The sequence below is a fragment of the Actinotignum timonense genome (assembly GCF_900155575.1).
Lineage (GTDB): Bacteria > Actinomycetota > Actinomycetes > Actinomycetales > Actinomycetaceae > Actinotignum > Actinotignum timonense.
Window position 1 is genome coordinate 1,652,860 of sequence record NZ_LT706966.1, and the last position, 22,129, is coordinate 1,674,988.

The 22,129-nt window shown below is 62.4% G+C and carries 23 protein-coding genes; 19 read left to right on the forward strand and 4 right to left on the reverse strand.

The window, feature by feature from the left end; all coding sequences use genetic code 11:
* Positions 1 to 4: 4 nt before the first annotated feature.
* The 12 genes from CZ322_RS07005 to CZ322_RS07060 all read left to right on the forward strand — a co-directional run bounded on the left by CZ322_RS07005 (position 5) and on the right by CZ322_RS07060 (position 11,310).
* A complete protein-coding gene (locus CZ322_RS07005) occupies positions 5 to 1,057 on the forward strand; it encodes a copper transporter (protein WP_087070731.1) in 1,053 nt (350 codons plus the stop codon).
* Between the two features lie 15 nt (positions 1,058 to 1,072).
* Positions 1,073 to 1,930, forward strand: a complete 858-nt coding sequence (locus CZ322_RS07010; RefSeq protein WP_200807183.1) for an MraY family glycosyltransferase — start codon at positions 1,073 to 1,075, stop codon at positions 1,928 to 1,930.
* Positions 1,927 to 3,567, forward strand: coding sequence for a murein biosynthesis integral membrane protein MurJ (gene murJ, locus CZ322_RS07015; RefSeq protein ID WP_087070733.1), 1,641 nt, complete (start codon positions 1,927 to 1,929; stop codon positions 3,565 to 3,567). Before CZ322_RS07010 ends, murJ begins: the two co-directional genes overlap by 4 nt.
* Before the next feature lie 87 nt (positions 3,568 to 3,654).
* The gene (locus CZ322_RS07020; protein ID WP_087070734.1) at positions 3,655 to 4,245 is read left to right on the forward strand and encodes an NUDIX domain-containing protein; all 591 of its coding nucleotides are present in this window, start codon (positions 3,655 to 3,657) and stop codon (positions 4,243 to 4,245) included.
* A gap of 237 nt (positions 4,246 to 4,482) precedes the next feature.
* A complete protein-coding gene (locus CZ322_RS07025) occupies positions 4,483 to 5,193 on the forward strand; it encodes a helix-turn-helix transcriptional regulator (protein ID WP_234984496.1) in 711 nt (236 codons plus the stop codon).
* A 15-nt stretch (positions 5,194 to 5,208) separates the two neighbouring features.
* On the forward strand, positions 5,209 to 6,660 hold the full coding sequence (gene sufB / locus CZ322_RS07030) for a Fe-S cluster assembly protein SufB (RefSeq protein WP_200807184.1): 1,452 nt from the start codon (positions 5,209 to 5,211) through the stop codon (positions 6,658 to 6,660).
* A complete protein-coding gene (gene sufD, locus CZ322_RS07035; protein ID WP_087070735.1) occupies positions 6,660 to 7,841 on the forward strand; it encodes a Fe-S cluster assembly protein SufD in 1,182 nt (393 codons plus the stop codon). Before sufB ends, sufD begins: the two co-directional genes overlap by 1 nt.
* A complete protein-coding gene (locus CZ322_RS07040) occupies positions 7,838 to 8,185 on the forward strand; it encodes a Rieske (2Fe-2S) protein (protein WP_026429292.1) in 348 nt (115 codons plus the stop codon). The genes sufD and CZ322_RS07040 overlap by 4 nt, the downstream gene beginning before the upstream one ends.
* Positions 8,185 to 8,946, forward strand: coding sequence for a Fe-S cluster assembly ATPase SufC (gene sufC, locus CZ322_RS07045; RefSeq protein WP_016442707.1), 762 nt, complete (start codon positions 8,185 to 8,187; stop codon positions 8,944 to 8,946). The genes CZ322_RS07040 and sufC overlap by 1 nt, the downstream gene beginning before the upstream one ends.
* On the forward strand, positions 8,947 to 10,218 hold the full coding sequence (locus CZ322_RS07050) for a SufS family cysteine desulfurase (protein WP_087070736.1): 1,272 nt from the start codon (positions 8,947 to 8,949) through the stop codon (positions 10,216 to 10,218).
* A gap of 4 nt (positions 10,219 to 10,222) precedes the next feature.
* Positions 10,223 to 10,789, forward strand: a complete 567-nt coding sequence (gene sufU / locus CZ322_RS07055; protein ID WP_234984497.1) for a Fe-S cluster assembly sulfur transfer protein SufU — start codon at positions 10,223 to 10,225, stop codon at positions 10,787 to 10,789.
* The gene (locus CZ322_RS07060; protein ID WP_087070737.1) at positions 10,786 to 11,310 is read left to right on the forward strand and encodes a metal-sulfur cluster assembly factor; all 525 of its coding nucleotides are present in this window, start codon (positions 10,786 to 10,788) and stop codon (positions 11,308 to 11,310) included. The genes sufU and CZ322_RS07060 overlap by 4 nt, the downstream gene beginning before the upstream one ends.
* 62 nt (positions 11,311 to 11,372) lie before the next feature.
* Here the strand turns inward: CZ322_RS07060 and ypfJ are convergent, their stop codons facing one another.
* Together ypfJ and CZ322_RS07070 are read right to left on the reverse strand one after the other, a co-directional pair.
* Positions 11,373 to 12,266 (reverse strand): KPN_02809 family neutral zinc metallopeptidase, encoded by an 894-nt coding sequence (gene ypfJ / locus CZ322_RS07065; RefSeq protein WP_087070738.1) that lies wholly within the window; start codon positions 12,264 to 12,266, stop codon positions 11,373 to 11,375.
* A 46-nt stretch (positions 12,267 to 12,312) separates the two neighbouring features.
* A complete protein-coding gene (locus CZ322_RS07070; RefSeq protein WP_143231878.1) occupies positions 12,313 to 12,633 on the reverse strand; it encodes a hypothetical protein in 321 nt (106 codons plus the stop codon).
* Between the two features lie 191 nt (positions 12,634 to 12,824).
* Between CZ322_RS07070 and CZ322_RS07075 the strand changes: the two genes are divergently transcribed.
* The gene (locus tag CZ322_RS07075) at positions 12,825 to 14,438 is read left to right on the forward strand and encodes an ABC-F family ATP-binding cassette domain-containing protein (RefSeq protein ID WP_087070740.1); all 1,614 of its coding nucleotides are present in this window, start codon (positions 12,825 to 12,827) and stop codon (positions 14,436 to 14,438) included.
* Between the two features lie 99 nt (positions 14,439 to 14,537).
* On the opposite strand, the gene glgC is transcribed toward CZ322_RS07075, so the two are convergent.
* On the reverse strand, positions 14,538 to 15,788 hold the full coding sequence (gene glgC / locus CZ322_RS07080; protein WP_035277237.1) for a glucose-1-phosphate adenylyltransferase: 1,251 nt from the start codon (positions 15,786 to 15,788) through the stop codon (positions 14,538 to 14,540).
* A 198-nt stretch (positions 15,789 to 15,986) separates the two neighbouring features.
* On the opposite strand from glgC, the gene glgA reads away from it, so the two are divergent.
* The 6 genes from glgA to CZ322_RS07110 all read left to right on the forward strand — a co-directional run bounded on the left by glgA (position 15,987) and on the right by CZ322_RS07110 (position 21,350).
* Positions 15,987 to 17,234 (forward strand): glycogen synthase, encoded by a 1,248-nt coding sequence (glgA, locus tag CZ322_RS07085; RefSeq protein ID WP_087071193.1) that lies wholly within the window; start codon positions 15,987 to 15,989, stop codon positions 17,232 to 17,234.
* 35 nt (positions 17,235 to 17,269) lie between these two features.
* Positions 17,270 to 18,055: an ABC transporter ATP-binding protein gene (locus CZ322_RS07090; RefSeq protein ID WP_087070741.1), complete on the forward strand. Its 786-nt coding sequence runs from the start codon at positions 17,270 to 17,272 to the stop codon at positions 18,053 to 18,055.
* Positions 18,056 to 18,243: 188 nt separating this feature from the next.
* The gene (locus tag CZ322_RS07095; protein ID WP_087070742.1) at positions 18,244 to 18,666 is read left to right on the forward strand and encodes an NfeD family protein; all 423 of its coding nucleotides are present in this window, start codon (positions 18,244 to 18,246) and stop codon (positions 18,664 to 18,666) included.
* Positions 18,667 to 18,731: 65 nt separating this feature from the next.
* Complete coding sequence (locus CZ322_RS07100; RefSeq protein ID WP_087070743.1) at positions 18,732 to 19,823, forward strand: SPFH domain-containing protein; 1,092 nt, start codon at positions 18,732 to 18,734, stop codon at positions 19,821 to 19,823.
* Between the two features lie 137 nt (positions 19,824 to 19,960).
* On the forward strand, positions 19,961 to 20,818 hold the full coding sequence (locus CZ322_RS07105) for a TrmH family RNA methyltransferase (protein ID WP_087070744.1): 858 nt from the start codon (positions 19,961 to 19,963) through the stop codon (positions 20,816 to 20,818).
* Positions 20,819 to 21,053: 235 nt separating this feature from the next.
* On the forward strand, positions 21,054 to 21,350 hold the full coding sequence (locus CZ322_RS07110) for a helix-turn-helix transcriptional regulator (RefSeq protein WP_051278575.1): 297 nt from the start codon (positions 21,054 to 21,056) through the stop codon (positions 21,348 to 21,350).
* Between the two features lie 131 nt (positions 21,351 to 21,481).
* Here the strand turns inward: CZ322_RS07110 and CZ322_RS07115 are convergent, their stop codons facing one another.
* Positions 21,482 to 21,955, reverse strand: a complete 474-nt coding sequence (locus tag CZ322_RS07115; protein ID WP_087070745.1) for a tRNA (cytidine(34)-2'-O)-methyltransferase — start codon at positions 21,953 to 21,955, stop codon at positions 21,482 to 21,484.
* Positions 21,956 to 22,129 lie beyond the last annotated feature (174 nt).

Here is a 22,129-nt window from a genome sequence, read left to right on the forward strand (position 1 = left end):
GCTGATGGTTGATTTTAGGTATCATCTCGTTTCCCTGGTCTCGGTGTTTTTGGCGCTGGCCATCGGAGTGATTCTCGGGGCGGGTCCGCTGCAAAATTCGATCGCGCACGGGTTGACCGGCCAGGTGGATTCCCTGCGCGAATCGCGCGATAAGATGCGCGTGGAGCTTGATCAACGCGGGGCGCAGCTCGATGCGGCGTCGACGGCGCTCCTCGGTGCCGGCGAACAACTCAATGCTGGAACGCTGACGAATCGGCGCGTTGCTATCGTGGCGGCGGCCGGGGCGGACGGTGCCGTTGTGGAGAAAACCCGGCAGAGCCTGACCGCTGCCGGGGCGCGTATCACCGGGGAAATCACCCTGGCCCCGGCTTTTACCGACACCGAATACGCCACTTACCGTTCCACGCTTTCCGGTAACCTCGGTTCATACGTCAAGGATCTGCCCGCGGGCGGTTCCGCGGACGCGATTCTCGGTGCGGCCGTGGATACCGTGGTGCGTTCCGCGCCGGAAGATGCGGGGGCGACGACGCTCATCACGCTTCTCACCTCTCCGGAAAATAAGCTCATTGATGTGGCGGTTGCTCCGAGCGAAGCCGCCGAGGTGGTTGTTTTTATCACCGCTGATCCGGCGGAAGCCGCACCGGCGCCCGCAGAGAAGGAAACCACCTCTCCGCATATCGCGGATACCTACCAGGCGGCCTTCGCGGCCATGGCCGGGCGTGGCCCGGCGGTAGCGGTGGGCGCGGGGACTGATGGAAACTCCGTGCTGGGAGCCGTGCGCTCGGCCAAAGCCGGCTCCACGGTGGATTCGGCACAAACCGCGCTCGGCGATGTCAATATTCCCATGGCGGTGGCCGCTGAACTACATGAACGGCACGTGCACCTCGGGGTAGCACCGGGGGCAGATAGCGCAATTGGGGAGCGCCAGAGCGCTTCCGGGCCCGCGCCCGCGCAACCTGCCCCGGCTCCGCAGCCCGAACAGGCTCCCGCGCCGGCACCCGCACCCGCGGACGGCGGGCAAGCTCCCGAAGGTGGGCAGGCCCCGGCAGGGCAGTAACGGTACCATGGGTGCATGACCCTTTCTGCTTTCTGGAGGAACCAGGTGCGCCTGGGCGCTGCCGCCCTGGCCGGATACGCCGCCGCGCGTGCCGCTGAGAAACTGCTTTCCCGGCGGTCCGCGTCCTCCTGGCAACGCACCGCGAAAGACGGGCGGAGCGTGAGTTTGCGGGAAGGCCCGGTCGCGGTGGCGGGTACCACCGCGGGCTGCGCGGCGGGGGCTCTGCTCTCCGGAGGAAGCTGCTCGGCCGGTCCGGTGATCGCGGCGCTTAGCGGAGGGCTGGCCGGATATATTGACGATTTTTACGAGAGTGCATTTTCGCGCACCTCCAAAGGGCTGCGCGGCCACCTCGGGGCACTCTCCCGGGGCCACCTCACCTCCGGGGCGCTGAAAATAGTGATCATCGGGGTGGGTGCTGCGCTAGCCGGAAAGCTACCTGCCGATAGGGGACTGCCGTCCTCCAAGCGATTTGCGCTCCACGCCGAACGCACCATTCTTATTGCCGCCACCGCGAATCTTATTAATCTCCTCGACCTCGCGCCGGGCCGGGCCTGGAAAGGAACCCTCATCGCCGCGGCTCCCTTCTCCCTGGTCAGCTACCCGCCCGCGGGGCCCGTTGCCGCGGCTCTGGTAGGCACCGGCGCAGCCTGCCTGCCCGAGGATCTCGCCGGCACGGTCATGCTCGGAGATACCGGGGCAAATGCGCTGGGGGCGGCCCTGGGCTGGGCACTGGCCAGCCGCGGCCCGTGGGTGCGGCGCGGGGCGCTGGGCGCCGTCGTCGCCCTTAATATCGCGAGCGAAAAAATATCATTTTCGCGGGTCATCGCAACCCACCCGTGGCTGCGCGCCCTCGACCAGGCGGGCCGGGCATGAAAAAAGTTCTCGGAACGGCACTCGGAGCAGCCGGAACCATAGCGATTCTCACCCTGCTCTCGCGTGCCATGGGCTTCGTGCGCGCCTGGGTGCAAAACGGGGCGCTGGGGGACTCACTCGCCGGGGAATCGTACTCAACGGCGAATACAGTCCCGAATGTACTTTTCGAAATCGCCGCCGGCGGGGCCCTGGCCGCCGCGGTTATCCCGCTGGTCTCCGGGTTCCTGGCGAAAGCCCTCGCCGCGGAAGTCTCCCGCACCGCATCCGCCCTGCTCACCTGGGTGCTCGCCATTGGAATTCCGGTGGCCGGACTGGTGACCCTGGGCGCCCACCCCATTATGGAGGTGCTCCTGGGGGCGGATTCGCCGGCCGCCAGCGTGGATTTCGCAGCCACGCTGCTGCGGATTTTCGCCTGGCAAATACCGCTCTACGGACTCTCGGTGGTGTGCACGGGGCTATTGCAGGCGCATAAAAAATTCGTGCTTCCCGCCCTCGCCCCGCTGCTGTCCTCCGTCACCGTTATTATTACGTTCCTTATTTTCACGGAACTAGCCGCCGGTAACCAGCACGATCCGGCCCGGATATCCCGCACCGCCCTCTACGTGTTGGCCTGGGGCACCACGGCCGGGGTGGCGGTTTTTTCGCTGCCCCAGCTCATCCCGGTGCTGCGGCGCATCACGTTACGGCCCACCTTCCGTTTCCCACCCGGGGTGGGGCGGCGGGCGCTACGGCTGAGCGGGGCCGGGCTGGCCGGCCTGCTCGCTCAGCAGATTCAAATCATCGCGGTTATGCTTTTCGCCAATGCGCGCGGCGACGTGGGAACCTACCCGGTTTTCACGTTCGCGAACCAGCTCTATATGGTTCCCTACGCGGTGCTGGCCGTCCCCATTGCCACCGCGGTTTTCCCGCGCCTGGCGGAAGCGGCCGCGATTCCCGGGCGGCCGGGCCTGGCCCGTATTACCGCCCGTTCCTCTCGACTTGTTTTCGATATTGGCTTGCTGTGCGTGGCACTGCTGGTGGCGGTGGCAGAGCCCGCCCAGGCGCTGTTCGCGGTGGCGCGCCCGGTGGCCCATATGGATATTGCCATGCTGGCCATGGCCCCGGCCCTCCTCGGCTACGCCTTTATTTATCACGGCTCGCGGGTGCTTTACGCGGTGGAGGCGGCCCGCGCGGTCATTATCGTCAATTCGGCGGCATGGCTGAGCGTTGTGGTGGTGCTCATGGGCGCGGCCGGCCTGGGGGTGCGCGGACGCACCGAGGTGCTCATCAGTATTGGTGCGGCGATGTCCGTGGGCATGACGGTGGGCGGTATCGGCCATATCTTCGCGATCCGGCGCGCGGTGGGCCCCGGGGCGCTGCGCGGCGTGGGCTATTCCCTACGTATCGTGCTTCCGGCCGCGGTACTTGCGGGCGGAGCCGGATACGCCACCGGGCGCGGGATATTGCGCTGGTGGGGCGAAGGTGCCCTGGGTGCGCTGGGAGCAACCGGCGCGGCCGGGGCGCTCACCCTCGCCATCGGGGGAGTGGCGCTCTACCTGGTGGACCGGCGCGCGCTACGTTTGGCGCGTGACGCAGAGGCGCCGTCGACCCAAGAAATGCCGGCCATTGCCGTGGCCCTCGACGAAGCGAATACATAACGGCCCGGCCGCAGCGCGCACGCACCCGCACGAATGGACGCACGCGCCCGCCTGCACGCACCCGCCCCGCGAAGGAAAGGAAAGACAATGAACCTCGAGCTCAGCGATGAGTACCGCCCCGAGCATATGCGGCGCCTGGAGCGGCGCAGCATACTCGAATCGCCTTTTATTAACGTCTACGAGGACACGGTGGAACTGCCCAGCGTGGGGGCGCGCATGGAGCGCTATTGGGTGGAGCACCGTGACGCGGTTGCGGTACTGGCGGTGCGGAATAGCGGCGACGGCGCAGCTGAAGAAGTGCTTCTTATCCGCCAGTATCGGATCCCGGTCTGCTCGCTCCTGTGGGAAATTCCAGCCGGCATTCTTGATATTGAGGGTGAGGATCCCGCGGATGCCGCCCGGCGTGAACTCCGCGAAGAAACGGATTATGAGGCCGGGAACTTGGAGTTCCTCACCAGCTTCTACACCTCGCCGGGTTTCACCAATGAACATATGACGGTGTATCTCACCCGCGATCCGGCCCCGGCGGCAAGTGCCTTCGCCCGCGAGGATGAAGAGGCGGAAATCGAGGCGCGGTGGGTGCCGCTCGCCCGGGTGCGCGAGGCGATACTGGTCGGGCGGCTCGGCAATCCGCAGCTGGTGGCCGCGGTACTCGCCTACCTGGCCCGCAGCGCTTAGCCACGGGCGTAACCCGCGCGCACGGCGGGCCGGCACCGGCAAGCTCGCGCCTTTTCGCGTCCGGTTAGGCTGTCCAAACTAGATTACGCAACGCCCGTGTTGTTTAATTGGATGGCGAGGTCCTAGATATGGCAGGCCGGCACGTGATAAAGCAGCGGTGAGCGATGCGGGGGAGCCTCAGGCTACGGCCCAGGGTTCCGAGCAGCGCTCACGGATGCTCGGTGAAGGTGTAGAACAGTGGAAGGGGTGGTGATCCAGATGGCAGCGGAAGAAAGCGCAGGGATCCGCCCCCGGGAAGAAACAACCCGCGAAGGAATTCTGCGCCTCATTATGGAACGCGGGCCCATTAGTGCCGCGGAACTGGCCCAGCTGGCTATTCTCACTCCGGCCGGGGTGCGCCGGCATTTAGTGGCGCTCGAAGATGCCGGTGCGATCACCGAATGCGAGAAACCCGGGCAGCGCGAGGCACGAGCCGGGCGCCCGGCCCGCTATTACGTGGCGACCGATACCGGGCAGAACGCCGGGGCAACCTCGTATCACACCATGGCGAATGCAGCCCTTGATTTTCTGCGTGAAAATCTGGGGGAGGCCGGGGTGGAGGAATTTGCGCGCCGGAGGGAACGTTCCCTGGTGGCGCGTTACCGCGATGCGCTCGGGGATACCGAAAATCCCGCGGAGCGGCTGCGCCGCCTGGCGCGCGCCCTCACCCAAGATGGCTACGCCGCGTCGGTTCGCGATGTTCCGGGCACGCAGGATGGGCCGCGCCAGATGATCCAGTTGTGCCAGGGGCGCTGCCCCCTGCGCGACGTCGCCACACACCATCACTTTTTATGCGCGGCGGAAACCCGCGCTTTTCACGAACTACTCGGGGTTCCCGTGCAACGCCTGGCAACCATTGCATCCGGGAGCCACGTGTGCACGGTGACGCTGCACGCTAACAGCGTTTAAATCGGGAGGAAACACATGGCACAAACACGGCACGAGGCAGCAATTGCGGAGGCCGTGGCGCAGCAGGAACACGTGATCGCGAACCTGTCCGGCGCCTATGAATTTGGGTGGCACGATACCGATACCGCCGGGGCGCACGCGCGCCGCGGTCTGGATGAGGGCGTGGTGCGCGCGATTAGCGCGGCGAAAAAAGAACCGGAATGGATGCTTAAGCGGCGCCTGCGTGCCCTGCGCCTCTTCGAGAAACGCCCCATGCCCACCTGGGGGGCTGATCTTTCCGGGATCAACTTCGATGACTTCAAGTACTTTGTGCGGGCAACCGACCGCCAGGTCACCGATTGGAATGACCTCCCCCCGGAAATCAAAAACACCTACGACCGGCTCGGCATCCCGGAAGCGGAAAAAGAACGCCTGGTGGCCGGGGTGGCTGCACAGTACGAATCCGAGGTGGTGTACAACTCGATTCGTGCGGACCTGGAAGAACAGGGCGTTATTTTCGTGGATACTGATACCGCACTGCGCGAGCACGAGGATCTGGTGCGCGAATACTTCGGCACCGTGATCCCGGCCGGGGATAATAAATTTGCCTCCCTCAATACCGCGGTGTGGTCGGGTGGTTCCTTCATTTACGTGCCGAAGAACGTGCACGTGGATATTCCCTTGCAGGCGTACTTCCGTATCAATACCCAGGCGATGGGCCAGTTCGAACGCACCCTCATTATTTGCGACGAGGGTTCCTACGTGCATTACGTAGAAGGCTGCACCGCCCCGATCTACTCCGAGGATTCCCTCCACGCCGCCATCGTGGAAATCATCGTGAAGAAGAATGCCCACTGCCGCTACACCACCATCCAGAACTGGTCTAATAACGTGCTCAACCTCGTGACCCAGCGTGCCACCGTGGCCGAAGGAGCCACGATGGAATGGGTGGATGGCAATATTGGCTCGCGCCTCAATATGAAGTACCCGGCCTGCGTGCTCCTGGGCGAACACGCCCACGGGGAAGCGCTCTCCGCTGCCTTCTCCGGCCCGGGCCAGCATCAGGATACCGGCGCGAAAATGCAGCACCTGGCCCCGAATACCACCTCCTCGATTGTGTCGAAGTCAATTTCGCGCGGGGGTGGGCGCTCCTCCTACCGCGGCCTCGTGCAGGTCTCGGAAGATGCCCGCGGCTCAAAATCCAATGTGGTCTGCGATGCGCTCCTCGTTGATGATATTTCCCGCACCGATACCTACCCCTACGTGGATGTGCGCACGGACGATGTAGAAATGGGGCACGAAGCCACCGTGACGAAGGTGAGCGAAGAACAGCTCTTCTACCTCATGCAACGCGGCCTGTCCGAACAAGAAGCCATGGGGATGATCGTGCGCGGCTTCGTGGAGCCCATCGCCCGCGAACTGCCGATGGAATACGCACTTGAACTCAATCGTCTTATTGATCTGCAAATGGAAGGGAGTGTGGGCTAATGGTCAGTACTGATCATTCCCAGGCGGTGCTGGCAGACGAAGGATTCCATACCGCGCACGCCGACCGCTCGGACCGTTTCGCCTCCTTCAACCCGGAGGAGTTCCCGATTCCGCGCGGAACCGGGGAGGAAGAAGACTGGCGTTTCACGCCGATGGACCGGGTTGCCCCGTTCATTCATAACGTGGAGGGCGTGCGCGATGCCACCGTGACGGCCACCGTGGTAGGTGGGGCACGCGTGGAAGAAGTGGACCGCAGCGATCCGCGCCTGGGCACGGTAGGGAAACCAGATGACCGCGCGGCAGCCCTCGCCTGGTCGGCTTTCCAGCGTGCGCATATCGTGACTCTCGACGGAAGCGAGCACGCGGACGTCGTCGCCATGATCACCGGGGAAGGCACACTGAGCGTTGCTCACACCCTTATCACCGCGGCCCCGGAGGCTAGTGGCACCGTGGTGCTTGAGCACACCGGCAGCGGCGACCTCACGGAAACCGTGGAAATTGAGGTGGGGGCGCACGCGGATCTCACCGTTGTGTCCGTGCAGGAACAAGAACGCTGCGCCTCCCAGCATTCCGCCCAGCGCATCCGGGTAGGTGAAGGCGCGAAATTCCGGCATATCGTGGTGACCATCGGCGGGGATCTTATCCGCATGACCACCGCGTGTGAGCTGGAAGGGGAGCGTTCCGATACCGAACTGCTGGGCGCTTATATCACCGAAAGCCACCAGCATCACGAACACCGGATTTTCGTGGATCACGTGGCCCCGCATTGCAAATCGCGAGCCACCTACAAGGGCGCGCTCCAGGGCGATGAGGCGCATTCGGTGTGGATCGGGGATGTGCTGATTCGGGCTCAGGCCGCCCAGACCGATACGTATGAACTCAACCGCAACCTGGTGCTTACCGAGGGAGCGAAGGCCGATTCGGTGCCCAATCTGGAGATTCTCACCGGGGATATTGCCGGGGCCGGGCACGCCTCAGCCACCGGGCGTTTTGATGATGAGCAGCTCTTCTACCTCATGGCCCGCGGCATCCCCGCGGATGTGGCGCGCCGCCTGGTGGTGCGCGGTTTCTTCGCGGAATTGGTGGAACAGATCGAAGTGGATTCGGTGCGCACCAAGCTCATGGACGCTATCGAACGCGAACTCGATTTGGCCGACGCCGGAAGCGGGGAGGAGGCATGAGCTGGCAGCAGGTGTGTACCACCGCGGATCTCGAGCCGGAAAGCGCCCTGAGTGTGGAAGTCCGCGCTGCTAGCGGCGCCGTCGTACCCGTATGTATCGCACGCGACTGCCACGGAACCTGGCACGCCGTGGGCGATATCTGCACCCATGAAGACGTTAACCTCAGCGACGGCGAAGTTTTTGATACCACAATCGAATGCCCCAAACACGGGGCGGAATTCGACCTGTGTTCCGGGCGTGCCCTCACGCTCCCGGCGGTCACACCCGTGCCCGTCTACCCCTTGACCTGCGATAATGACGGCCGCGTTTTTATTGACGTGGACACAACACCTGAGGAGAAGTAATGGCTACTCTCGATATTATTGATCTGCACGCCTCGGTCATCACCCCCGAAGGCCCCAAACCGATTCTGCACGGCGTCAATTTGCATATTGGCGATAATGAAATCCACGCGATTATGGGCCCGAACGGCTCGGGTAAATCGACCACGGCCTACGCGCTGGCCGGGCATCCCTCCTATGAGATCACTTCCGGGCAGGTGCTCCTCGACGGTGTGGATATTACCGATATGACCGCCGATGAACGCGCCCGCGAGGGGCTTTTCCTCGCCATGCAGTACCCGGTGGAAGTGCCCGGCGTTTCCGTCTCGAATTTCTTGCGCACCGCGAAAACCGCGATTGACGGGGAAGCTCCCAAGCTGCGCGAATGGTCCCAGGCGCTACGCAAAGTCACGGAAAAACTGCGGGTGGATGCCGATTTTATTAAGCGTGATCTCAACGTGGGCTTCTCCGGTGGTGAAAAGAAACGCACCGAAGTGCTCCAGATGGAATTGCTGGAACCCAAGATCGCCGTGCTGGATGAAACGGATTCCGGGCTGGACGTGGACGCGCTGCGCGTGGTCTCCGAAGGCATCGTGGACGTGCATGAACGCACCGGTAATTCGCTGCTGCTCATCACCCACTACAACCGGATTTTGCAGTACGTCAAACCCGATTACGTCCACGTTTTTGCCGGCGGCAAGATTGTGCGCACCGGCGGGCCGGATCTGGCCAGCGAACTGGAAGCCTCCGGGTACGACAGCTACATCGAAGCGGAGGCGAAGTAGGTGAACGCCGTGCGCCCGCTGGTGGCGCGGGAAGATTTCCCGATTCTGGCCCGGCCGATGCGCGGGGATCAGGCCCTCGTGTACCTAGATTCCGGGGCGACGGCGCAGCGCCCGCGCGCCGTTCTGGACGCGATGGTGGATTTTGATACGCGCTCCAACGGGGCGGTCAAGCGCGGGAGCCACCTGCTCGCGGAGGAATCCACCGTGGCCTACGAAGAGGCCCGCGCGAAAGTGGCGGCTTTCATCGGGGCGGCGCCCCAGGAAATTGTATGGACCAGCGGGAGCACTCAGTCCCTCAACCTCCTCGCCTACGCGATCTCGAATGCCACGGCGGGGCGCGGCTGGGGGAACGCGGATCGTTTCCTGCTGCGCGCCGGCGACGATATCGTGGTGACCCGCGCCGAGCATCATGCGAATCTGCTGCCCTGGCAGGAATTATGCGAACGCACCGGGGCCCGCCTCACGTGGCTTGATCTGGATGGTGAGGGCCGGATTGACCCGGCCACCCTCGCGGTCATCGGGCGGCGCACCCGCATCGTTGCTTTCACACATGTCTCGAATGTGACCGGGGCGGTTTCCCCGGTGGCGCAGATCGTGGAGGCGGCCCACGCGGTGGGTGCTTTTACGGTTCTCGATGCCTGCCAATCCGTGCCGCATCTGCCCGTGAACGTGCGGGAACTTGATGTAGATTTCGCGGCTTTTTCGGGCCATAAAATGTACGGGCCCACCGGGTTGGGGGTGCTGTACGGGCGCGAAGAACTCCTCGCGGACCTGCCGCCCTACCAATTCGGCGGCTCGATGATTGAACGGGTCACGATGGAAAAAACGCGTTACGCGCGCCCGCCGGCCCGTTTCGAGGCGGGAAGCCAGCCGGTTACCCAGATCGTCGGGCTCGCACGGGCGGTGGATTACCTCAGCGCCATCGGCATGGAGAACGTGGCGCGCTACGAAGATGAGCTGACTGCCCAGCTGCTTGCCGGGCTCGGGCAGATCCCGGGGATCCGGGTGCTCGGCCCGCGCGAGGGCGCCGGACGTACCGGGATCGCGGCTTTTACCGTGGACGGTGTGCACCCGCATGACGTGGGGCAATTCTTGGATGCGCGCGGTATTGCGGTGCGGGTGGGCCACCATTGCGCCCAGCCGATTCACGACTTCTTCGGGGTGCCGGCCTCGGTGCGCGCCTCCGTGGGGATCTACACAACAAGCTCGGATATTGACGCGTTTCTTGATGCGTTGAGCCAGGTCCGCGGCTATTTCTGGGTGGAAGGATAAAAAGTTGAGCGAACTTGATGAGCTCTACCAGCAGATTATTCTCGATGCGGCGCGCGAACGCCACGGTGAAGGTGAGCTGGCGCCGGTGGCGGCTGGCGCCGTCGTGCCGCAAGGGGAGTCCACCCAGGTCAATCCCATGTGCGGGGACGAGGTGACCCTCGAGGTGCGCCTCTCCCCGGATGGAGAGAAGATCGCCGAACTCGCCTGGCAGGGGCAGGGCTGTTCCATTTCCCAGGCCTCAATTTCCATTATGAATGACCTGGTGGCCGGGCATTCCATCGAGAACCTCACCACCCTCTACGGTTATTTCCGCGAGATGATGGACAGCCGCGGGGCGGAACTTTCAGATACCGCCGCGGACGCCCTGGAAGACGCCGCCGCTTTCCACGGGGTAGCCCGCTTCCCCATGCGCATTAAATGCGCGCTACTCGGCTGGATGGCAGTCCGCGAAGCAACCGACGAAGCCCTCCACCGCCTCAACATACCCGGCACGCCCGCGAGCACTTCAGCAGAAGCTACGAATCCCGCGGGAGCTACGCCGCCCCTAATGAAGGAGACCCCGGAACAATGACGGAGAAGAACGAAGTAACCCCGCCCGCGCCCGAGGCAACTGCTCCCGAGGCCACCCCGCCCGCAGCGGAAACTACCGCTACAGCGAGCGCGCCGGAGGCACCCGCGCCCACAGCGGAAACTACCGCTACAGCGAGCGCGCCGGAGGCACCCGCGCCCACAGCGGATGAACGGATCGGCGAAGTGGTCTACACCGACGGTGATAGCCCGATAGACGACGTTGATCCCTACCTCGTCCTCGAGGCGATGAAGGACGTTATCGATCCGGAACTCGGCGTCAATATCGTAGATCTTGGCCTCGTCTACGGGGTGACCACGAACGGCCGCCACCTCCACCTCGATATGACCCTCACCTCGCCGGCCTGCCCGCTCACGGACGCGATCACCGACGGCATTATTATCGCCACGGAAGATCTTGTGGACGACGTGGATATTAACTGGGTGTGGCTGCCGCCGTGGGGCCCGGAACGCATTACCGAAGACGGTCGCGATGATCTGCGCGCTCTCGGTTTCAATATTTAGTACGACGACGCCCGTGCGCCCAGAAAACTCTGGGCGCACGCCGCACTTCCGCCAGCGCCTCTTTAGCGCCAGGTATTGCAGGCGTTGAAATCGCCTGTTTCGTAGCCGGTTGTCAGTGCATCCATACGCTGGGCGGATGAGCCGTGGGAGAACTTTTCCGGGTTGACATCCATGCCGGCGCTTTCTTGGATATGGTCATCGCCAATCGCGGCCGCGGCGTCAATCGCGCTGGCGAGCTGGTCACGGGTGGGAGCCTGGAGAATCGGGATCCCGCTGGCCGGATCAACCGTGCTGGCGGCGTGATGCAACCAGAGGCCGGCGTAGCAATCAGCCTGCAATTCCGAGCGCACCTGCGAAGAATCCGGGCCGGTATCGCGCGGATTGACACGCTCGAATACCCCGGTGAGATTCTGGATATGATGCCCGAATTCGTGGGCGACCACATAGGCCTGAACCAGGGTGGTGTTCTCCGCCCCGAAATTAGCTTCCAGTTCATCGAAGAACGTGGTGTCAAGGTAGACGGTTCCATCGGCGGGGCAGTAGAAGGGACCCACCTGACTGGAGGCATTCCCGCATCCGGTGCTCACCCCTTCAGAAAAGAGCGCAAAGCCAGGAAGCTCGTAACGGGTGCGCGCCGCGCGGGGCAGTTCCTTTTCCCAAAATGCATCGAGGGATTGGGCTACCGCCACCATAAAGCATTCGGTGGAGGCATTGGCATCCGCTCCGGTACGGCACTTGTCCGCGAAATCGGAGGTGGTGGATTGCTGGACGGAGCTGCCCTGAGGGGAGGTGCCCTGGGTGATAGCAGCCGGCGGGGGAGCGCCGGTGACCATGTACCAAACCAGGGCAATAATAATTCCGGTGAGCCCGAAGCCTCCGCCAATCATGGCACCGCGCCCACGTCCGCGATTTTGCACTCTCGCCCCGTCGAGGCGCACGCCGTCGTTAACACTCATGGCTTCGAGCCTACCCTCCCGGCCCGGCCCCCGCGGCCCTTTTCCGTTAATACCGCGCGATAGCGTACCCGAGGGGAAGCGCCGCCACGATCACGCAGATGAGGCAGGCGAGGAAGCTCCATCCGGCCACCTTGCGGAAGCGCAGCTGCCCGGGAGTGGCGCGCTGTTCGCGCGAGAGCGTGACGGCGGTGAGAACCAGGCCCGCCACCGCGCCCAGCCAGGCGAGGAGTTGCACGAGCAGCCGGCCGTGCCCGAGGAATACACAGGCCGCCGCACATACGGATATCACCACGGGCAGCACATAAGCGCCGTGGGTTTCCGGATGCTCGCCGGGATCCGGTTCGGGCACTGAAGATGGTGTTGTCACCTGTCCATTGTCCCGCGTGCGAGCCGCGGGCACCAGTGGCGCGCTGCCGTGACACCACCTGCCAGCCGTGACACCACCTCCAAGCCGAGGCCCATCGGCGGCACAGGCGACCGGACCATCGCACGCCAGTGGCGCGCTGCCGTGACCGGCAATGCGGCCCGCGCGCGATTTTCTCGGTAAAGTAAGCCCTTGTGATTACGGCTTCTGATCTCACAATCCGCATCGGCACGCGTGAACTTGTCCAGCACGCCAGTTTTCAGGTCCACAAGGGTATGCGCGTGGGCCTGGTGGGGCGTAACGGCGCGGGCAAAACCACGATGACCCGCCTGCTGGCGGGCGAAGGCACCACCTCGGATGCTGTTGATTACGAAGGGACTCTGCACCGCAGCGGCACCATCGCCTACCTCCCGCAAGATACTCACGATGGGGATCCGAACCAGATTGCCCGGGATCGCATCCTGGAGGCCCGCGGAATCGACGCCACGATCCGCCGTATCCGCAAGGCGGAAAAGGATATGGCCGAATGCACCGGTACCCGCCAGCAAAAAGCCATGGAACGCTACGTACGCCTGGACCAAGAGTTCACCGCAGCCGGGGGCTGGGCCGCCAATGCCCAGGCTTCCCAAATGGCCGCGGCTCTGGGCCTGGACGAGCGCATTCTCAACCAGCCCCTGGGCACCCTTTCGGGTGGGCAGCGCCGCCGCGTCGATCTGGCGCGGGTGCTTTTTTCCCAGGCAGATACGCTGCTTCTGGACGAACCGACCAACCACCTCGACCACGATTCTCTCCTGTGGCTGCGCGATTACCTCGCGAATTATTCGGGTGGTTTCGTGGTGATTTCCCACTCGGTGGATCTGCTGGAAGAAACGGTCACGGCGGTATGGCATTTGGATGCCAACCGGGCGGCCCTCGACCAGTACGCGATGGGCTGGTCGGCCTACCTCAAGCAGCGCGAAACAGATGAGCGCCGGCGCCGGCAGATGCGCGCCAATGCCGAAAAGAAAGCGGATCATTTGCTGGCGCAGGCCAATAAGATGCGCGCGAAGGCCACGAAGGCGGTTGCCGCGCAGAATATGGCGAAACGCGCGGAGAAGCTTCTTGAGGGATTGGAAGAAGAACGCGCGGACGACAAAGTAGCAGCGCTGCGTTTCCCCGAGCCGGCACCCTGCGGGAAAACACCGCTGCGGGCCCGGGGCCTGTCGAAATCCTACGGTTCCCTGGAGGTGTTCACCGGCGTTGATTTGGCGATCGACCGCGGTTCGCGCGTCGTCGTTCTTGGTCTCAACGGCGCGGGCAAAACCACGCTATTGCGTTTACTGTACGGAACGGAAACCCCGGACACCGGTGAAGTGCTCCCCGGGCACGGCCTCAAGCTGGGCTATTACGCGCAGGAACACGATTTTATCGATACGGATAAAACTGTGGTTGATAATTTGCGTTACGTCGCCCCGGAGTTCGACGAAACAGGCTTACGTACCGTGCTCGGTTCCTTTTTGTTTTCGGGCGACGACGCCGATAAACCCGCCCGCGTCCTCTCCGGCGGTGAAAAGACCCGCCTGGCTTTGGCCATGCTGGTGGTTTCACGCGCCAATGTGCTGTTGCTGGACGAACCAACGAATAATCTTGACCCGGCCTCCCGGGAGAAAATCCTTGGCGCCCTGGGCAAGTACGAAGGCGCCGTCGTGCTCGTCACGCACGACGAAGGTGCCGTGACCGCGCTCAATCCCGAGCGAGTGCTTCTCCTCCCGGACGGGGACGAAGATTTGTGGAGCGACGACTATCTGGAGTTGGTTTCCCTCGCCTAGTACGGCTGTGCCCGGTACCGGAAACCGATACCGGGCACACATACTAGCCTGAAGCTAGGCAAGCGGTGCAAACACTGAATAACTCAGGCGCGCAACCGCTTAGCGGCGCACCACCGCATTCTTGGGAACCACGACCACGCCGCCTTCCGAGACGTAGAAACCGCGTTCGCGGTCATAATCGTGATTGACACCCAGCTGCGCACCTTCTTCGATCTGGACATTCTTATCCACGATGGCACGAATAACGGTGGCATTGCGGCCCACGTTCACGCCGTCCAGCAGCACCGATTCACGCACCGAGGACCAGGAATTCACCCGCACCCCGGGGGAGAGCACCGATCCGATCACTTCGCCACCGGAGACGATAACACCGGGGGAAACAATGGAATCCAGGGCGTGCCCGAGGCGTTCGTGATGCCCGTACACGAATTTTGCGGGCGGCAACCCGGTGTAGCCGGTCAGGATCGGCCAGCGCTCGTTGTACAGGTTGAAATCCGGAGTAACGGAAATAAGATCCATATTCGCCGCGTAGTAGGCATCAATGGTACCCACGTCACGCCAGTAGTCCTTATCCCGTTCACCTTCACCGGGGATGCGGTTATAGGTGAAATCGTAGACGCCGCAATTACCGGCTTCCACGAATCGCGGAACAATGCTGCCACCCATATCATGGGCGGAACTGGGATCCGCAGCATCATTCTGGAGGGCCTCAACCAGCGCATCAGTGTTGAAAATGTAATTGCCCATGGAGGCCAGGAACTGATCCGGGGCTTCTTCCAGGCCCAAACCGGAGGTATCCTGCGGCTTTTCCAGGAAGCGGGAAACCTTCTGGTGGTTTTCCGCATCCACATCAATAACACCGAAGGAAGGGGCCAGTTCCAGCGGCTGGCGAATACCGGCGATGGTCAGGTCGAAACCGGATTCCACATGCTGGTCCATCATCTGGGAGAAGTCCATGCGGTAGATATTGTCTGCTCCGGTTACGAGCACAACATCGGGCCGTTCATCATCGATGACGTTCATGGACTGGTAAATGGCATCCGCACTTCCGGAGAACCACCCCTTGCCGCGCCGCTGCTGGGCGGGAACCGGGGCCACATAATTGCCCAAGAGGTTGGACATACGCCAGGTTCTCGTAATATGGCGGTCCAGCGAATGCGACTTGTACTGGGTAAGCACGATGATCTGGAGATATCCAGAATTCACGATGTTACTCAGCGCAAAGTCAATCAGCCGGTAAATGCCCCCGAAAGGAACCGCGGGTTTCGCTCGATCTTCAGTGAGCGGCATTAAACGCTTGCCTTCGCCTCCCGCAAGGACGATGGCCAGAACGCGTAAATCTCTCCTCATGACTACAGCGTACCGTAAAACGTGAAGTTGAACACCCGCTTCCAGAAGGAACGTGGACAAGTCGTGTGCCGGTCCACGCTGTGGATAAATGGGGCCCGCGGCTGTGTTTCCGGGGGTGGTGGGTTACCCTTGAAGTAGTACGCTCGCATGATCCGCTTCGTGGGGAAGCGGACGGCGGCGAAGAAGCCGGAGGCAACCATGCGCATTGATTTACTTACTCGCGAATACCCCCCGCATGTGTACGGAGGGGCGGGAGTTCACGTGACCGAGCTTTCCCGTGTGCTCGCCCAGCATGCTGATATTCACGTACGTGCCTTTGATGGTCCGCGCGCTCCTTCTGAGAACAAAGACGTTCCCGCGGGTGTAGCGCTGGAGGGCTATGACTACCTCAAGGAACTTGAGGGCGCGAACGCGGCCGTGCGCACCATGGGTGTTGATCTCAATATGGTCACGGATGTGGAAGGTGCGGATCTGGTGCACTCCCACACCTGGTACGCGAATTTCGCCGGGCATATCGCTTCGATTCTTTACGGTATTCCGCATGTGATTTCCGCGCATTCCCTGGAACCGCTGCGCCCGTGGAAACGTGAACAGCTCGGGGGTGGCTACCAGCTGAGCTCCTGGGTGGAAAAAACTGCCTACGAATCCGCGGCCGGAATCGTGGCGGTATCGCACGCGATGCGCTCGGATATTTTGCGCTGCTACCCGAATATTGCACCCGAGCGGGTGCGGGTGATTCATAACGGTATCGATTTGAATACCTGGAAAGCTCCGGAAACCAGCGCGGAAAAAGAAGATGCCCGCCGGTATTTCGCCAGCTACGGCCTGGATCCGGATCGGCCCACTATTATGTTCGTTGGGCGTATTACCCGCCAGAAGGGCGTGCCGGGGCTGCTGCGCGCGCTGCGCCAGGTTGATAAGGGCGTCCAGGTGGTGCTGTGCGCCGGGGCTCCCGATACCCCTGAAATCTTGGAGGAAACAAAGGCTCTCGTGGCGAAGCTGCAGGCCGAACGTGAAGGCGTGGTCTGGATTGACGATATGCTCAGCCAGGATCGTATTGTCGCCCTGGAATCGTGCTGCACCACTTTTGTTACCCCCTCCATTTATGAGCCGCTCGGCATTGTTAACCTGGAGGCGATGGCGGTGGGGCTTCCGGTGGTCGGCACCGAAACCGGGGGAATTCCCGATTGCATCGTGCACGGAACCACCGGGCTGCTTGTTCCTATCGAACAGGCTCAGGACGGCACCGGCACCCCGCTCAACCCCGAGCAATTCGAGGCAGATCTGGCCGCGGCTCTCAACGAGGTGTGCTCCGATCAGGAGCGGGCCGCGCAGATGGGCCTGGCTGGCCGCCGCCGGGTGGAGGACCATTTCTCCTGGGAAGCTATCGGCGAAAAAACCATGGAGTTCTACCGCGAACTCGTGGATAACTATCCGCGGCGCTAACCGGTTATGTCGTAGCGGCACGCTATTCTAGAACCATGGGTGACGTGCTGTCTTTGAAAGATGTAACGCTGCGCCGCGGGGCTACGGAAATCCTCCGCTCGGTATCCTGGGATGTTAATTCCGGGGAACGCTGGGTGATTTTCGGGCCCAACGGCGCCGGGAAAACCACGCTCATACAGGTGGCCGCCGCGCGGCTCTTCCCCAGTTCGGGAAGCGTGGAGCTCATGGGCGAACGCCTCGGCACGGTGGATGTGCGGGAGCTGCGCAGCGCCGTGGGGGTAACCTCGGCCGGGATTGATGCCCGCATCCCCGGGGGTGAAACCGTTTTCCAAGCGGTGCGCACCGCCGCCTACGGGCATCTGGCCGCCTGGAATGAGGAGTACGACGCCGCAGATGACGCCCGTGCCCGCGCCATGTTGCGCAGGCTCGGTTTACGGGACCTCGAGGATCGTAAAGTTGCGCACCTTTCGTCCGGGGAACGTAAACGCTTAGGGATCGCGCGGGCCCTCATGCCCAATCCGGAAGTCCTTATTCTGGATGAACCCACCTCGGGCCTGGATCTGGGTGGGCGCGAACGCCTGCTGGCCACCCTCTCGCGGCTGGCCGGAGCAGCGTACGCCCCGGCCATGCTGCTGGTTACCCACCACGTGGAGGAAATCCCGGTCGGCTTTACCCATATGCTGCTCCTCAAAGCGGGCAGTGTGGTGGCGGCCGGGCCGCTAGCGGAAGTTCTGACTTCCACGCAGCTCTCGGAGGCATTTGATTATCCGCTCCGGGTGGAAGAAAACGCGGGTCGGTATACCGCGCGCGCTGCCCGCTAGGGGAATCTGGGGCGCGGTATATCTGTAGCCCGGGCTATTTCGCGGGCAGAATATCCGTTATTCCGCGCTCAGTAGATTTTCCGCTCGGTATATCCGAGGCGCAGGGTGTCCGGTAGCATGGCACCAGAGGACGAAGAGGCCCGGAGCCGAAGAACCGGCTGGGTGGAACTCTCAGGAAAGGGAGAACAATGACGTGGCAAATTTGGGTCATCGCCGGGTTAGCACTCGCAATTGTTGAGATGTTTACCCTCGATTTCACTTTCCTTATGCTGGGGCTAGCTGCCCTGGCCACCGCGGGAGTGGCCCTGGGAACAGATGTCCTGTGGATCCAGATCATCGCCTACGGAATTTTCGCTCTTATCCTCTTGTTTTTCGCCCGTCCCTGGGCGCGCCGCCACATCAACCCGCGCGGCGCCGCCGTCGGCAATGTGGAGGCGCAGGTGGGCCGGCGTGCTTACGCACTTACGGAGATTACCGAGCGTGGCGGGCGCGTGAAAATTGGCGGAGATGAATGGAGTGCCCGCACCGCTGCGGGGCGCATCCCGGAGGGCGGCGTCGTACTTGTGCAAGCAATTGACGGTGCCACCGCAATCGTGACCCCGGAATCATAAGTTTTATCTGCTTCACGTACCACCGAAAAGTCACCGAGGCCGCCTAGCGGCACAAAGGAAAAATCATGGATGCTGATATCAACGCGAGCACGGTTATTGGCGTGCTCCTCCTCTTACTCCTTCTCCTTGTGGTGGTGGCGGTGTTCCGTTCCGTCATCAAGGTGCAGCAAGGCTACCAGGTGGTTGTGGAACGGCTGGGCCGCTACCACTCCGTGCTGCAACCGGGGCTGCACTTCCTGGTGCCGTTCTTCGACGCGGTACGCCAGCGCATCGATATGCGTGAACAAGTGGTGCCTTTCCCGCCCCAGCCGGTTATTACCTCCGATAACATCAACGTCTCCATTGACACGGTTATCTACTACCAGGTGACGAACGCGTATTCCGCAACCTACGAAATTGCCGACCCGATGACCGGTATTGAGCAGCTGGCCGTCACCACCTTGCGTAATATCATCGGCACCATGGATATGGAACAGGCCCTGACTGGCCGTGACCGTATTAACGACCAGCTCCGCAGCGTGCTGGACGATGCCACCGGGCGTTGGGGTATTCGCGTTTCCCGCGTGGAACTCAAGGCGATTGATCCGCCGGCTACCGTTCAGGGCGCGATGGAACAGCAGATGAAGGCCGAACGTGACCGCCGCGCCGCGATTCTCACCGCGGAAGGTATTAAGCAGTCTCAGATTTTGACCGCTGAAGGTGAAAAGCAATCGGCTATTCTCAAGGCCGAAGGTCAAGCTCAGGCCACCGTCCTCAAGGCGCAGGGTGAATCCCGCGCTATTCTTCAGGTCTTCGACGCGATCCATAAGGGCAATGCCGATCCGAAGCTGCTCTCCTACGAATACATTAAGACGCTGCCGCAGATCGCCAATTCGCAGTCCTCGAAGCTGTGGATTGTTCCTACCGAGCTCACCGCCGCGCTCGATGCGGTGCAGAAGGGCTTCGGTGGGGGCCGCAGCGGCGGGGGAGACGAACCCAGCCCATCCGGGCCCACCGGGGTCGATTTTGAGAACGCGGCCGATGTGGCTGATGTTCTCAAGGAAACCACCCTCCCCGATATTGATTCGGCGCTGGCCGATGCACGCGGGGAAGCCAATCGCGCTGTTGATGATGCGCGCGGTTCCGTTTCCGATCCCAACCAGATCCCGAAGAACTAAGCGAAAAAACAAGCTTACCGGCGTGCGGAGTCGCGGAGCTTGATATCGATAATTGACCGGGGCCGCCCACTGCGCACAACGCGCGGGGCGGCCCCGGCCATTTGTATCCGATACCGGCGTGGTGGCACGCTTGCTATGTGTTGATTTACCTCGATAACGTTGCCGCTCCCGAACTTGATGATTATTTCCGGCTCACCGATGTGCACCTGCGCCGCTTACTCGAACCCGAGCGCGGAGTGTATATGGCCGAATCAACGAAAGTTATTGAGCGGGCTTTGCAGGCCGGCCACCAGCCGCGTTCCTTCCTCACCTCCCCGCGCTGGCTCCCGGATTTGCAAGCCTGCTTGGAGCGCTGCGGCTGGGAAGTGGACGGAGCGGCAGTGCCCATCTACGTGGGTACCGATGAGATGCTCCAGGCAGTAACCGGTTTCAAAGTCCATCGGGGCGCCCTGGCCGCGATGCACCGCCCGGAATTGGCCGATGTGGCAACGCTGCTAGCGGAGGCACGCGAGGGGCGCGGCGCGCGGCGCGTCGTCGTTCTAGAAGGACTGGTGGACCACACAAATGTGGGTGCTATTTTCCGTTCCTGCGCGGGGCTCGGGGTCGATGCGGTGCTGGTGACCGATACGTGCGCCGATCCGCTGTATCGCCGCTCGGTGCGGGTATCCATGGGGACCGTGTTTCAGGTGCCGTGGACGCGGATCCACGAGTGGCCGCGCAGTATCGAAAAATTGCACGGTCTCGGTTTCCTCACGGCCGCTTTAGCGTTAGAGGACGACGCCGAAACTCTGGACGATTTCGCGAATCGCGCTGATGTGCTCGCCCCGGATTTGCGGGTCGCACTTATTCTCGGAACGGAAGGGGACGGTCTGAGCGCGCGCACCGTCGCGAGTGCGGATACCCGGGTCATTATTCCCATGGCCGGGCACGTGGATTCCCTCAATGTGGCTGCGGCGAGCGCGGTGGCCTGCTGGGCGCTGCGCACCCGCGACTAAGGTGAAAGTGAAGCGGGAGTGGAGCGGAAGTGAAGCGGGACTGCGGTGATAGTGCCTCGGGATTGTCGCGGGATTGTCGCGAAACTAAAGGAGCGCGGAGCTAAAAGAAACTCAGAACTGAGGGAAGCCGAGCGCAACAAAACGGCAGGTAGAGCAGGCCCTTGAGAAAATAATTACTGTTAATGCCGGGTATACCCGGTGGAAAGAAGGTGCTACGCACGACGAAAGTGGAAGGGTGCAGGACAGTTCCCAAATTGATTCGCTCGTCGCGTGGCGCTTGGCGAAAACAGTACGTGACCGGCGTGAAAGCCTGGGAATGTCGCAAGAAGATCTCGCTTTGCGCGCCAATCTCAACCGCACCACGTTGCAATCGCTAGAAAGTGGGCGTTCCGATCATAAAACCGGAAAGCCGTCGAATCCGCAGCTACGCACGCTGCTCCAATTGGCGCGGGCGCTGGAGATGTCCGCCGGGGAACTCCTCGGCGAAGCCGAGCGCCTCTACGATCAGGCGCTTCGTGAGGAAGGTTTATAGCTAGTCCTATGGTGCTGTAGCGCGGCGGGAGGGGTATCGCCTGGATGTGGGCAGCCGCTAGCTTGGGGGCCGCGTGCGGCGCGCGCTTAAGGTGCGCGCGGGCAGCGGGTTGAGGTGTGCCCGGAAATGTTTTAGGAAAATTGGGCGGCACCGGGGTATCTGAGCTGGCGCCAGGCTTCGTACACGGCAATGGATGCCGCATTGGCAAGATTAAGAGACCGCAGGTGGGGGAGCATCGGTATGCGCACCGCCGCGGTGATACGTTCGTGGGCGACGACGCGCGCGGGCAAGCCGGTTGGTTCAGGCCCGAAAAGGAGATAGTCGTCGGGCTGGTAGGAGACTTCGGCGAAGTTATTTTGGGTATGCCCCGTAAAAGCAAAGATGCGAGCATCGGGCGCGCTGGTGAGAAATTCCTCAAAATTCGGGTGAATAACGAGGTTGGCAAGGTCGTGGTAGTCCAAGCCGGCGCGTTTGAGGTGCGCATCAGAAAAATCGAAACCGAGGGGTTCAATCAGGTGCAAAGTGGCGCCGGTGCACGCCGCTAGGCGAATGGCCGCGCCGGTATTGCCGGGAATGCGCGGCTCGAAGAAAACAATATGAAGCACCCATCCAGGGTACTCGCCCAAGAATTTCGCGCGCGATTTTTGTGTCGTATCCCTTCGGTAGAGTAAAGCCATACCGTAAAATCGAACATCCGTTCTAATGTGTTGTGGGGGGTGCTATGGGTGCGCAGAAATTAGCTGCCGCGCGGGCCGCGCTTGCCCGTGCGGAATCCGCGG

Coding starts and splice junctions, on each gene's coding strand:
- CZ322_RS07060 (WP_087070737.1), top strand. CDS start 10,786: ATGACGGAGAAGAACGAAGTAACCCCGCCCGCGCCCGAGGCAACTGCT.
- CZ322_RS07020 (WP_087070734.1), top strand. CDS start 3,655: ATGAACCTCGAGCTCAGCGATGAGTACCGCCCCGAGCATATGCGGCGC.
- CZ322_RS07095 (WP_087070742.1), top strand. CDS start 18,244: ATGACGTGGCAAATTTGGGTCATCGCCGGGTTAGCACTCGCAATTGTT.
- glgC (WP_035277237.1), bottom strand. CDS start 15,788: ATGAGGAGAGATTTACGCGTTCTGGCCATCGTCCTTGCGGGAGGCGAA.
- murJ (WP_087070733.1), top strand. CDS start 1,927: ATGAAAAAAGTTCTCGGAACGGCACTCGGAGCAGCCGGAACCATAGCG.
- sufD (WP_087070735.1), top strand. CDS start 6,660: ATGGTCAGTACTGATCATTCCCAGGCGGTGCTGGCAGACGAAGGATTC.
- ypfJ (WP_087070738.1), bottom strand. CDS start 12,266: ATGAGTGTTAACGACGGCGTGCGCCTCGACGGGGCGAGAGTGCAAAAT.
- sufC (WP_016442707.1), top strand. CDS start 8,185: ATGGCTACTCTCGATATTATTGATCTGCACGCCTCGGTCATCACCCCC.
- CZ322_RS07100 (WP_087070743.1), top strand. CDS start 18,732: ATGGATGCTGATATCAACGCGAGCACGGTTATTGGCGTGCTCCTCCTC.
- CZ322_RS07040 (WP_026429292.1), top strand. CDS start 7,838: ATGAGCTGGCAGCAGGTGTGTACCACCGCGGATCTCGAGCCGGAAAGC.
- CZ322_RS07090 (WP_087070741.1), top strand. CDS start 17,270: ATGGGTGACGTGCTGTCTTTGAAAGATGTAACGCTGCGCCGCGGGGCT.
- CZ322_RS07005 (WP_087070731.1), top strand. CDS start 5: ATGGTTGATTTTAGGTATCATCTCGTTTCCCTGGTCTCGGTGTTTTTG.
- sufB (WP_200807184.1), top strand. CDS start 5,209: ATGGCACAAACACGGCACGAGGCAGCAATTGCGGAGGCCGTGGCGCAG.
- glgA (WP_087071193.1), top strand. CDS start 15,987: ATGCGCATTGATTTACTTACTCGCGAATACCCCCCGCATGTGTACGGA.
- CZ322_RS07010 (WP_200807183.1), top strand. CDS start 1,073: ATGACCCTTTCTGCTTTCTGGAGGAACCAGGTGCGCCTGGGCGCTGCC.